This window comes from Streptomyces sp. NBC_01241, assembly GCF_041435435.1.
GTDB lineage: Bacteria > Actinomycetota > Actinomycetes > Streptomycetales > Streptomycetaceae > Streptomyces.
In genome coordinates, this window is sequence record NZ_CP108494.1 from 8,655,293 (window position 1) to 8,667,086 (window position 11,794).

At 68.3% G+C, this 11,794-nt stretch carries 11 protein-coding genes and 2 pseudogenes; 8 read left to right on the plus strand and 5 right to left on the minus strand.

Translation table 11 applies throughout. The features are described 5' to 3' along the window. Positions 1-148: 148 nt before the first annotated feature. Together OG306_RS39315 and OG306_RS39320 are read right to left on the minus strand one after the other, a co-directional pair. Positions 149-1,132, minus strand: a complete 984-nt coding sequence (locus OG306_RS39315; protein WP_371666175.1) for a phosphotransferase family protein — start codon at positions 1,130-1,132, stop codon at positions 149-151. A 209-nt stretch (positions 1,133-1,341) separates the two neighbouring features. Further along, on the minus strand, positions 1,342-1,815 hold the full coding sequence (locus OG306_RS39320; protein ID WP_266751417.1) for a hypothetical protein: 474 nt from the start codon (positions 1,813-1,815) through the stop codon (positions 1,342-1,344). 25 nt (positions 1,816-1,840) lie between these two features. Between OG306_RS39320 and OG306_RS39325 the strand changes: the two genes are divergently transcribed. Both OG306_RS39325 and OG306_RS39330 read left to right on the plus strand, forming a co-directional pair. Continuing rightward, positions 1,841-2,272, plus strand: a complete 432-nt coding sequence (locus tag OG306_RS39325; protein WP_353962456.1) for an SDR family NAD(P)-dependent oxidoreductase — start codon at positions 1,841-1,843, stop codon at positions 2,270-2,272. Between the two features lie 39 nt (positions 2,273-2,311). Further along, positions 2,312-2,497: pseudogene (locus OG306_RS39330) on the plus strand (SDR family oxidoreductase); the annotation flags it as partial. 226 nt (positions 2,498-2,723) lie between these two features. Here the strand turns inward: OG306_RS39330 and OG306_RS39335 are convergent. Continuing rightward, the gene (locus OG306_RS39335; protein ID WP_371666176.1) at positions 2,724-3,524 is read right to left on the minus strand and encodes a PDC sensor domain-containing protein; all 801 of its coding nucleotides are present in this window, start codon (positions 3,522-3,524) and stop codon (positions 2,724-2,726) included. After that, positions 3,478-4,296 carry a FadR/GntR family transcriptional regulator gene (locus tag OG306_RS39340; RefSeq protein ID WP_266751421.1) on the minus strand — a complete coding sequence of 273 codons (819 nt, stop codon included), beginning with the start codon at positions 4,294-4,296 and terminating at the stop codon, positions 3,478-3,480. Before OG306_RS39340 ends, OG306_RS39335 begins: the two co-directional genes overlap by 47 nt. 113 nt (positions 4,297-4,409) lie before the next feature. On the opposite strand from OG306_RS39340, the gene OG306_RS39345 reads away from it, so the two are divergent. From OG306_RS39345 to OG306_RS39360, 4 genes are read left to right on the plus strand one after another with little or no spacing between them, the layout of a single operon-like run. Then, positions 4,410-5,447, plus strand: a complete 1,038-nt coding sequence (locus OG306_RS39345; protein ID WP_266751422.1) for an ABC transporter ATP-binding protein — start codon at positions 4,410-4,412, stop codon at positions 5,445-5,447. A gap of 49 nt (positions 5,448-5,496) precedes the next feature. After that, positions 5,497-6,699 (plus strand): ABC transporter substrate-binding protein, encoded by a 1,203-nt coding sequence (locus OG306_RS39350; protein WP_266904243.1) that lies wholly within the window; start codon positions 5,497-5,499, stop codon positions 6,697-6,699. Between the two features lie 13 nt (positions 6,700-6,712). Beyond that, complete coding sequence (locus tag OG306_RS39355) at positions 6,713-7,597, plus strand: ABC transporter permease (RefSeq protein WP_266751425.1); 885 nt, start codon at positions 6,713-6,715, stop codon at positions 7,595-7,597. Between the two features lie 43 nt (positions 7,598-7,640). Continuing rightward, entirely contained in the window at positions 7,641-8,456 is an 816-nt protein-coding gene (locus OG306_RS39360) for an ABC transporter permease (protein WP_266751426.1), read from the plus strand. Positions 8,457-9,082: 626 nt separating this feature from the next. On the opposite strand, the gene OG306_RS39370 is transcribed toward OG306_RS39360, so the two are convergent. After that, on the minus strand, positions 9,083-9,847 hold the full coding sequence (locus tag OG306_RS39370; protein WP_266904241.1) for a hypothetical protein: 765 nt from the start codon (positions 9,845-9,847) through the stop codon (positions 9,083-9,085). Positions 9,848-10,030: 183 nt separating this feature from the next. Here OG306_RS39370 and OG306_RS39375 point away from each other — a divergent pair, with 183 nt between their 5' ends. Continuing rightward, complete coding sequence (locus OG306_RS39375) at positions 10,031-11,377, plus strand: hypothetical protein (protein ID WP_266751429.1); 1,347 nt, start codon at positions 10,031-10,033, stop codon at positions 11,375-11,377. Positions 11,378-11,541: 164 nt separating this feature from the next. Beyond that, a pseudogene (locus OG306_RS39380) lies at positions 11,542-11,780 on the plus strand (hypothetical protein); the annotation flags it as partial. Between the last annotated feature and the right edge of the window lie 14 nt (positions 11,781-11,794).

The following is an 11,794-nucleotide window of genomic DNA, read 5'->3' on the forward strand; positions in this document are numbered from 1 at the left end:
CTTCAACGGCCGATCCTGCCCCGTTCGGTCACTGCCGACCCATCTGGTTCCCCTGGTTCGTGCCGGAGCCCGCTTCGAACGCGGGCAGCTTGTCGAGGGTTGGGAGAACTCGTGGCCTGAAGTCCTGCCCACGGGTGCCGAGCGGGATTCACGCGTACCGATCGAAAAGAGCCTGGATGTACTCCTCCAGCCTGCCGGACAACACGGTGGGGGTCAGATCGGTGCGGCCCAGTTCGTGCCAGGGGACGCCGACCTTCTCGGCATCCGGAGCGAAGGCCAACGCGTCCAGCAGCCGCCAGTACAGATGCGCCGCGGGCTCAACGGCCAGGGTCCCTCCCGCCGCGACGTACCGGTCGGCGAAGCCCATGCCTGTCGGAACTCCGTGCAGCAGGGCCAGGGCCGTCGAGCAGTGGGCCACGTCCAGGTCGGCCGGCCCCCAGGAGGTCTCCACCCAGTCGACGACGCCGCTGATCCGCAGATCGTCGTTGTCGCCCTCGAACAGAACATTGCCGGGGTGGAAGTCCCGGTGCAGGAAGCAGGGCTGGTAGTGCGGCGGTTCGCGTCGGATGACGTCCACGGCCCGCCGCCAGAGCTCGGGTCGCGTTGAGGAGCCAGGTGGGTTTACCCGTTCGGGCGTGGCCCACGCCTGATAGGTGCGGGGCCGGGTCTCCTCGGTGACCAGCACCTGATGGATGCGCAGGAGCCGGCCGGCCAGCAAGTCGGTGCGCCGGTCGGCTCCCTGGTCGGCCAGGCGGACGCTCCCGGGCAGCAGCGACATCAGCAAGGAGGGGTGGTCGCAGTACTCCGCCGTCGCGTCCACGTCCACGAGGGTGGCCGCGGGCACGTCTGTCTCAGCGACCAGGCGCAGGATCATTGCCTCGCGCGACAGCAGGCCCTCCGCGTGCCGGAGGAAGAAGGGTTTGACGAAGGATCGAAGGACCAGCGAGCGTCGGCCGCCAGGCCCCGAGATGCTCAGACGACGCATCTCCGAGGTCCACCCGCCGCGCAACCGCGTGACATCCTCGATGTGTTCCGACTCCGGCAGTCCTCTTTCCACCCAGGAGCGCGTCGCAATCCACTCCTGGCTCTCCAGGTCCCCACCGGTTCGCTCCGTGCCCTCACCTCTGTTCATGGGAGCCAGGCTATCGACCGCCCGATGGACACATTGCTCGGGCAACCCACCCACAACTCCCGGCGCATCCGACAGGCAGCGCCATCGGCTGGATGACTTGGGCGGTGGGCCCACGAACCGCCACCGCCATGTGCGGGAGCAGCGAACGATGGGGGAGAAGACAGGGCCCGGACGGCTGGTCCGGGCCCTGCCGTATACGGGACTGTCGCTCAGTCGCCGGTGTTGGTTGCCCAAACGGGCTGGTTGGCGTTGTTGTAGACGACGACGTTGCCGTCGTCCTGGACGGCGAGGTAGCGGCCCTTGTGCCAGGTTCCGGCGGCCCAGATGGCCTGGCCGGCCCTGTTGTAGATGACGAAGTTGCCGTCCTCCTGCATGACGAGGCGGTCGGCGTTGGGGTATACGTTCGGGGCCTGCCAGGCGGGACGGTTGTCCTTGTAGACGACGACGTTGCCGTCGCTCTGAACACGCAGGACGGTACGGCCGCTGCCGGACGTCCAGGCCTGGTTCTTGCCGAGGGTGGCGGGCCCGTAGAAGTGGGAGTCGCTCCGCAGGGCCTTTTGGGGCTGCGTGCTCTGGACGGTACGGCTGTTCTCCACGGCGTCAGCGGCAGGAACGGCGGCCAGGATGGGCAGGGCTGCGAGGGTGAGCGCGGGGAGGCCGCGCCACACGAGGTTCTTGATCACAACCCCGGATTTACACAGTCCGCAAATGCCTGCGACAGCCCCTGAGCCAAGAACTCACCCGTACGGTCCCGCGATTTCATCGCTGAAACGACACTGCTGGCGTCGGCCGAGCGACCGACGCCGTCGAACGCGCCTGGGGCCGTCCCGAGCTCGGCGGCCCGTACGCCCTGCGTCGGCTGCCCTGCCCACTTCAGCATCGGCCCCCGCTCGGACAACCTGGCGCCATGTCGTCGCGATCAACCTCGACGGCCTCTTCCACGGTCTCAAGTACCGGATCCCCGCGATCACCGGCAGCGGAGGCGGCGCGATCGTCAACGTGTCCAGTGTGTTCGCGGATCGCGGCGGGCCGACCGTGGAGTACTCCTCCGCCGAGCACGCCATCCGCGGTCTCACCGCACCGCCGCCAAGGAGTACGGCACGCAGGGAGTGCGTGTCGACGGACTCCAGCCCGGCGTGATCAAGTCGGAGACGACCCGGGCCAACCCGGAGGGCCACCGAGGAAGTCGCCGAGCGCGGCGTGCCCCTGGGGCGCATCGGGCGCAGTGAGGAGATCGCCACCGCGGTCGCATTCCTGCTCTCCGATGACGCCTCCTGCATCACCGGTGCGCATCTCGCCGTCGACGGGGGGTCCTCGCCCGAGCTCAACCGCTCGACCACGGCCCTCATGATGCCGGCCTGCTAGGGGCGGTTCAACGGCTTCTCCCAGTGGCTCGGGTTCGGCATCGCGGTGTGTCATCGCCGACAGCGACTCGTCGGGGCCAGAAGGCGATGAACGTAAACTCCGTCGTACCGCCGCCCCGTTGAGCGATCCGGGCCGCGCATCTGATTCTGCAGGTGGTGGGCCGCCGGCCCGCAGCCAACTCGTCGGGCCGGAGGCATGCATCCGTTGGCGTCCGACATGGACAGGCCTACCGGCGCTCTGCCGGGGGTGGCGCCGTCACCAGGATGAGAGGGATTCCGTTGCAGGGCCGCAGTTGCTGCCCGCCGTGTTCCGTGCCGATTTCCGGTCCGGCCAGTACCGCCGCGAAGTCCGGGCCCTTGGTGAGCGATCCGACCAGGTGGTGGGGGTCGGTGGAGGCGGCGACCCGGCCGCGCGCGTTGACCAGGCGGGCGGGTCCCGGCAGGCGTTGGAGCAAGGGCATGACGGCCGCTTCGAAGCGCCGCAGGTAGACGTCGGCGGCGGCCACTCCCATGAAACATCCCCCGATCGTCACCGGCGAGGAGAGGGTGAGGCTGTACTCGTCGGAGCAGAGGTAGTCGACGTAGGGTCCCGCGACCGCCCGCTGTCCGGTGTCGCGGGGCAGGGTGAACCACTCCCAGTGGGTGTAGTCGGAGTACGCCGAGTGCTCAGGGTCCAGGTCGAGCAACAGCGGATGCACGGCACCGTCCGCAGTGGTCTGCCACCACTCGAGCCACGCCGGCACGTCGTCGAGCAGTCCTGGTGCCGCCACGAAGCCGAGCCCCGAGACCAGGTCGTACTGGGCGAGACAGGCGTGCAGGCCGGGGCGGAGCGCGGACAGATCGGTCGAGACAGGACGTCGGCCATCTGCGACGGCTGACGCCAGTACCGACTCCGTGCCCGTAGCGGTCCTGCCTACAGCGTCGAAGACTTCTTCGAGCGCGTCTCGGACACGGACGGCCGCGTCGGCGGCCGTCATCGTGTCAAGTACTGCCGATCCGGCGCTTGCGAGACGGGGACTGCTGCCCATCGGGGCCCTCCTTCGGACGGGGACCGCGCGCACCGTCGGCCGAGCCGAGGCGGAGTTCGATCAGGCGCGCCATGGATGTCAGCACGCATTGTTCGGCCAGATCCCTGGCACGGTCATCCGCCCCATCATGCACGGCCGAGATTACGGCGTGATGACGATCCGCTGCGTCCTTGAGGCGCTCGTCCTCGCAGAGTACGAGGCGCAGAAGTGCCCCCACTTCGGTTTGGAGAGTGACTTCTTCCCTGGTCAGCCGGGCGGACTGGGCGGCCGCGGCCAGCTCGACATGGAAGCGCCCGAAGATGCGGCTGCGCGCCCCCGAGTCCTCGGCTTCCACCAACTCTCCCAGAGACCTGTTCAGTTGCTGCATATCCTCGGGCTCGGTGCGCCGGGCCGCGAGTCGCGCGGCGGCACCCGAGACGGCTGCCCAGTGGTCGGCGAGATCGCGGAGTTCCTCGGTGCTCCAGTCGGCGAGCCGGGCAAGCAGCCGGTCCTCCGCGGGACCGTCGGGCACGGTGACGAAGCTGCCTCCGCCACGGCCCCTACGGGTGGTGACCAGGCCCCTTTGGCGGAGTGCCATCAGTGCTTCCCGCAGGGTCACGGTGGACACGCCGAGCTGGGCGGCGAGGTCGCTCTCGCCGGGCAGCTGCTCGCCGTCGGCGAGCAGTCCGAGGTCGATGGCGTCACCGAGCCGCCGCACGACGGCATCCACGCGGGCCAGGGTATCGACGGGCGTGAAGACGACTCTGCGGGCGCCGGGTCTGTCTCGGTTCACGATCACCACCTTGCCAGTTGACCGAGCTTTTGCCTTGAGGGGGCCTTGAAATTAGAACTATGACTTCATAGGTTTAGGGTCAACTCCCAACAGCACCAGAAAGGTTCCCGCCCATGGAGGGAATGGCCATCCGGTTGCAGAACCTGCGTAAGTCCTTCGGCCGGACAGAGGCTGTGGCCGGAGTCGACCTGGAGATCGCGGACGGCGAGTTCTTCTCGATGCTGGGGCCCTCCGGCTCCGGCAAGACCACAGTGCTCCGGTTGATCGCCGGCTTCGAGGCTCCCACCGGCGGCACCATCGAACTCGCGGGCTCCGACGTCACCGCTCTGGCCCCCTTCGAACGCGACGTGCACACCGTCTTCCAGGACTACGCGCTCTTCCCGCACATGACCCTGGAGCAGAACGTCGCCTACAGCCTCAAGGTCCGCAAGGTGCCCAAGGCCGAGCGTCTGAAGCAAGCCAGGGAGGCTCTGGCGAGCGTGCGGCTCGCGGACTTCGGCACGCGTCGCCCGTCCCAGCTCTCCGGAGGCCAGCGCCAGCGCGTGGCGCTGGCCCGCGCCCTCGTCGGCCGTCCGAAGGTGCTGCTGCTCGATGAGCCGCTGGGCGCCCTCGACCTCAAGCTGCGCGAACAGATGCAGGTCGAACTCAAGGCGATCCAGCGCGAAGTCGGCATCACCTTCGTCTTCGTCACGCACGACCAGGAGGAAGCGCTGACCATGAGCGACCGGATCGCGGTCTTCAACCAGGGCCGCGTCGAACAGATCGGGACCCCGGCCCAGATATACGAACGTCCTGCCACCCCGTTCGTCGCGGGCTTCGTCGGTACGTCGAACCTGCTGACCGACGCCGCCGCGGAGCAGGTCGTGGGCGACCGGGGAACGTACAGCATCCGGCCGGAGAAGATCCGCGTACTCAAGGAGTCCGCCCTCGCCGACGAGCCGCAGCACTCCCGTGCCACCGGCACCGTCGCGGAGGTCGTCTACCTGGGGGACGCCACCCGCTTCCTGGTGGACCTCGACGCAGGCGGCCGGCTCACCGCCCTCCAGCAGAACCTGGAGACCTCCTCCGAGGACGTCGCCGCCTTCCGCGGCTCCCGAGTCACGCTCCAGTGGCACCAACGGCACAACTTCCTGGTGCCGGACGCCCGATGAGCGCACCCGCACGACCCGTCCCCGCCCCTTCCCTCCTGTGGAGAACCCTGTGCGTCTGAACCGAACGTCCCGAGCAGCGGCCGCGCTCGGCGCCCTGCTCCTCGCCACCGCCTGCGGTTCCTCGGACACCGCCGCCACGTCGCCCGGCGGCAGCGGCTTCACCCCGCCCAAGCTCGCCGCGCAGAAGACCCTCGGCAAGTCGGAGGGCCAGGTGAACCTGATCGCGTGGGCCGGATACGCCGAGGACGGCTCCAACGACCCGAAGGTCGACTGGGTCACCGACTTCGAGAAGCAGACCGGCTGTCAGGTCAACACCAAGACCGCGGGCACCTCCGACGAGATGGTCAGCCTGATGAAGACCGGTCAGTACGACGCGGTCTCCGCCTCCGGTGACGCGGCGCTGCGGCTGATCGCCTCCGGCGACGCCGCACCCGTCAACACCGAGTTGGTGCCCAACTACAAGGACGTCTTCTCAGGACTGAAGGACCAGCAGTGGAACTCGGTCAAGGGTGTCTCCTACGGCATTCCGCACGGCCGCGGCGCCAATCTGCTGATGTACAACACGAAGAAGGTTTCCCCGGCGCCCGACTCCTGGTCCGCGGTCTTCGAAAAGTCCTCGGCGTACAAGGGGAAGGTAACTGCGTACGACTCGCCGATCTACATCGCGGACGCCGCCCTGTACCTGATGAAGACCGAGCCGTCTCTCGGCATCAAGGACCCGTATGCCCTGGACCAGAAGCAGTTCGACGCCGCCGTCGACCTGCTCAAGAAGCAGAACGCCGACATCGGTGAGTACTGGAGCGACTACCTGAAGGAGGTCTCCGCCTTCAAGAGCAGTGACTCGGTGGTCGGCACCAGCTGGCAGGTGATCCTGAACACCGCCCAGGCCGAGAAGGTCCCGGTCAATGCCGTCCTCCCCAAGGAGGGCGCCACCGGATGGTCCGACACGTGGATGATCTCCGCCAAGGCCAAGCACCCCAACTGCGCCTACAACTGGATGAACTGGATCATCTCTCCGAAGGCGAACGCCCAGGTCGCCGAGTACTTCGGTGAGGCCCCGTCCAACGCGAAGGCCTGCATGCTGACCGCGGACAAGAGCCACTGCACCACCTACCACGCCGCCGACGAGTCGTACTGGAAGGACGTCCACTTCTGGACCACGCCCATCGCGCAGTGCGTGGACGGACGTACGGACACCACGTGCGTGCCGTACGCGAAGTGGGTCCAGGCCTGGACCGAGATCAAGGGCTGAGGGTTACCTGTCCATGACCACCACCGCGCCTGCCGCCGGACCCGTCCGGCGGCTCGCCGGGACCCTGCACCGCCGCCCCCGGCTGCAGTTGTCCCTGCTGCTCTCCGCACCACTGGCCTGGCTCGCCCTGGCCTACCTCGGCTCGCTCACCGTGCTGTTCCTCTCCGCGTTCTGGACCACGGACTCCTTCACCTCCAACGTGGTGAAGATCTGGAACACGGACAACTTCACCGCACTGTTCACCACCGGCGTCTACCGTCAGGTCGCCCTGCGCAGCATCGGCGTGGCCCTCGCGGTCACCGCGCTGTGTGTACTGATCGCCTTCCCGATCGCCTTCTACACCGCCCGCGTCGCGAATCCCAAATGGCGGCCGCTCCTCGTCGTGGCGATCCTCACTCCACTGTGGGCCAGCTACCTCGTCAAGGCATATGCCTGGCGGCTCATCCTCGCCCAGGGCGGCCTGCTCGACTGGGCACTGAAGCCACTGGGACTCGAAGGGCCCGGCTACGGACTGACCGCGACCGTCCTGGTGCTGACCTACCTGTGGCTGCCGTACATGATCCTGCCGATCCACGCCGGACTCGAGCAACTCCCGGCCAGCCTCCTGGACGCCTCCGCCGACCTCGGCGCCCGCACCGGGCGGACCTTCCGGTCCGTGGTGCTGCCCATGATTCTGCCGTCCATCGCGGCCGGCTCGGTCTTCACCTTCTCGCTCAGCCTCGGCGACTACATCGCCGTACAGATCGTCGGCGGCAAGACGCAGCTCATCGGCAACCTCATCTACTCCAACATCACCCTGGACCTGCCGCTGGCCGCCGCACTCGGCACCGTGCCCGTCGTGATCATCGTGCTCTATCTGCTCGCGGTGCGCCGTACCGGAGCCCTCAGCAGTCTCTGACCCCTCTCCTTCACCTCCGTATCACGCACAGCGAAGGCCCCCGATGAATCTCTCCCGCCCCGCGCGCGTCACGCTGCGCATCGCCGCCGGGCTCGGTTTCGCGGTGATCTACGTCCCGCTGCTCCTGGTCCTCGTCAACTCCCTCAACCCGGACCGCAGTTCGGGCTGGCCGCCACCGGGCCTCACCTTCGACTGGTGGGTGGCCGCCTGGCACAGTTCGGGCGCCCGCGACGCGCTGTGGACCTCGGTCAGGGCCGGGCTCGGCGCGACCGCGATCGCCCTGGTCCTCGGGACGCTCATCGCCTTCGCCTGCCAGCGGTACAAGTTCTTCGGACGCGAGGCCATCTCCTTCGTGGTCGTCCTGCCGATCGCACTGCCGGGCATCGTCACCGGTGTCGCGCTCAACACCGCCTTCCGTACGGTCCTCGAACCGCTCGGAGTGGGACTCGGAATGTTCACGGTGGTCGTCGGCCACGCCACCTTCTGCATCGTGGTCGTCTTCAACAACGTGATCGCCCGGCTGCGCCGGATGCCGGGATCGTACGAGGAGGCCGCCATGGACCTCGGGGCCCACACCTTCCGTACGTTCCTCGACGTCACTTTCCCGCTGGTGCGCTCCGCGCTGGTAGCGGGCGGGCTCCTTGCCTTCGCCCTGTCCTTCGATGAAATCGTTGTGACGACGTTCACCGCCGGGCCCGGTGTCCAGACCCTCCCCGTCTGGATCTTCTCCAACATGGCCCGACCTCAACAGGCTCCCGTTGTCAACGTCGTTGCCGCCGTCCTCGTCCTGCTCTCCGTCATACCGATCTACCTCGCGCAGCGGCTGTCGTCGGACACTGCCTCCAGCAGCCGTATCTGATGGGAGCAACTCCCTCCCGTATCCCAGGAGATGGCTGAAACGCCAACCTTGGGCTGGGAGGCGCCGGACGACGTTCTCATTCCCCCAGGGGGTTCGCCCGGGCGTGGGCAGCGACCGACCGAGCGCTTCGGAATGAGGTTCGGAATCGTCTCAAGCAGATGACGTTGCAGGTGAGTTGGAGCAGGGCCAGGTGGAGGTCGGCGCGTATCGCGTAGCGGATGCGGAATCGTTTGAACTGGTGGAGCCAGGCGAAGGTGCGCCCGATGCCCCACTGTGTCCGGCCCGGTCCGGAGCTGTGCGGGGTGCCTCGGCGGCGCGGCGGCGAGGGCGATGCTGTCCACCGCGCTTTGGACCGAGGCCGCTCCGCTCCGGGTCTTCCCTTGCGGATCGTCACTGGGCACCTGGGACGGCAATGGCCCACACGTGCGTTCCCATGCGGTTGGGCTCAGTGTTTCCCCGCAAGGCCGACGAAGTGCAGCCCCGGCAAGGGGCGCCCCCCATGCTTCTGCAGAGCTGTAGAAAGCGCGAGGGCCGCCCGGATGTTCCCGGGCGGCCCGTGAAGGTGGCCAATCTCCCCGGGAGGAGCGCCGCAGATGAGCGGCGGGCCGGGCTTCGTCCGGGTGCGATCAGTCCGATCCGGGCAGCTCAGGGCCGGCGAAGTCGGGACTCGAAAAGTCCGGAGCGCTGAAACCGGGCACCCTGCGCGGCTCCGGAACCGCCGTCGCGCCGCCTGTCGCACGTGACATGGCTGTCGCATCCGGACGGCCGACGTCCTCAGGGCTCACGGCCTGGAGCGAGTTGGACAGGAAGGGCAGGATCCCGCGTTCGAGCAGTACCTCCTGCCACGCGTCGCGCGCGTGGTCCACCTCGGGATCCGTACCGCCGACCGTCGAGCGATTGCGCGCCGCTGCCACCAGCATCCATACGAGACCGGCCAGCACAGTCACTGCCGCGACCCCTGCCGCAGCCAGACCGGCGAGGAGCATGGCGTCGGCGAGATGTGAGTGCGTGTCAACAGCCCGGAATGCGAAGCCGATCAAGCCGAAGATCGCGGCAGCCGTGGCGGACAGCCCCGGCACCAGAACGGCCACCGCATGCAGCGTGCTGCTTGTGTTGGCCGCCGCGCCGTCGGGCTCACGCCGTGCACGACGAAGCGCCGCGCCCGACGAGGCCGATACGGCGAGCAGGTGACGGTACGCGCGGTATTCGGAAGCGGCCGAGGCGGCGATGGCGGCGCTCGCGCCGAGTGCGCGGGTGCGCAGTTGTTCGTTGTTGAGTGCCCTGGGAGTGCGGCGCCTCTCCTCCTGGATCGCGGGGGAGTTCAGTGCGTGATCCAGAATGCGCTCGAATGCGGGCAGGTCTTCTGCCCGAAGGTGCTCCGGACGGTCCACGAGTCTTACTTAGTCGGTGGAATGCGCTCAGCGTGTCCTCACGATGGTTCCCGGATTGCGCAACCCTTGAAGCATGTCAGCGCAGCCGCCGGGATCGAACGGTGCCCCCTTCGTGAGACTTGCTATATTACGCAACTGAGCAACTATGAGCACTGCAATCCGTCACAGGAAGAGGAACTGCCCATGCCCGTCGTCCGCCGGGGGCTGCCACGGCTCGGCCCGGCCCTGGCCGCCCTGGCTCTGATGGTCTGCGCGATGTTTACGCCCGTCTCCGCGCACGCCTCGGGGACGGGCCTCGACAGCGTGGCCGAAGCCCTGAAGAAGAGCCCCGTGTACGTTGATCCGCGCGCCCGAGACCAGCTCTCCGAGGCCGACGCCGCAGACCTCGCGAAGAAGATCGAGGACGCGGGCAAGCCAGTCTTCGTCGCGGTGCTGCCCGAGTCCGCCGAGTTCCCTCCCAAGACTCTGATGCGGGACTTGCGCACCCAGGTCGGCATCACCGGGGTGTACGCCGTCCACCTCGGCGACGGTTTCAACGCGAACGCGGACTCTTCGGTGATGTCGCGCAACGCCGTCGGTAACCTCACCGGCGCTGTCAAGCGCTCCCACCCCGGGGATCCCGAAGGGCTCCTGACCGCCTTCGTCGACCAGGCCACCGAGCAGGCCAAGGGGCAGGCCCCGGCCACCTGGAGCGGCTCCGAGGACGATGAGGGGAGTGGCGGCGCGGCAGTGCTGCTCACTGTCGGTGCGGTCGCGGCGGTCGGCGGCGGTGGGTACGCCTTGTACCGCCGCTCGAAGAAGAAGCGCGAGCGCGCCGAGCTGGACGCCCTGCGCGTCGTCGTCGACGAGGACATCACCGCGTTCGGCGAGGAACTGGACCGACTCGACTTCCACCCGTCGGAGCCCGGGGCCGACGACGTGATGCGGCAGGACTACACCCACGCACTGGACACGTACGACAAGGCCAAGGAACTGATGGTCACGGCCGCCAGGCCGCAGGACGTCCAACCGGTGACCGCAGCCCTGGAAGAGGGCCGGTTCGCGCTCGCCACCCTGGCCGCACGCCGCGCCGGCTCCCCGGTGCCCGAGCGCCGCGCTCCCTGCTTCTTCGACCCTCGCCACGGTCCGTCGGTCATCGATGCGATGTGGGCCCCGCCCCACGGCATGCCGCGCAACGTGCCGGCCTGTGAGGCTGATGCCAACCTCTTGGCGGCCGGGCAGGAGCCGATGGCCCGTCAGGTGCAGACCGCCCATGGTTCCCAGCCCTACTGGAATGCCGGACCCTCATACGCACCTTGGGCGGGCGGCTACTTCGGCGGCGCGGGCAGCATGCTCGGCGGCCTGCTCGTGGGCACGATGCTGGGTTCGGTTCTCAGTGCACCCTCCGCGTTCGCCGACACCGCGGCCGTCGACAGCGCTCCCGACGGCGGTGAGTTCACCGGTGCCGACTTCAACCCTGGCGACTTCGGAGGTGGTTTCGAAGGTGGCGGCTTCGAGGGCGGAGGCGACTTCGGCGGTGGAGACTGGTGATCCCGGTGACCGGCCGTAGGAGAGGGCGACGCAGAGGCCCTCGGCGCAGCGGGCATTGTTGCCCCGATCTGATTCGTCCCGGATGCGTTCATGGGCGTGAAGCCAGCCCAGGGGGGGCCGATCTGCTGTGGGATGACGTGAGCTGTTTCTTCGACCCGGACTTGATGGGGTCGCTGCCGGACATGCGTGTCCCGCATACGCGGGTGGAGGACTGGCAGGCGGTCCTCGATCTTGTCGCGGAGAGGGCTGGAGGTGCCAGTACTCCGAGGGAGAGACGGTGCTGCGGGTGCCCCGGGCGGAGGCCGTGCTGTCCCGCCCGGTGGATGCCGAGTGCCCGTACCTGCGGGTCTGGCCGACGGCCGATGTGCCGGCGATCTACCGTTTCCGCGCCGACGACGAGGTCGCCGGCCACGCCCG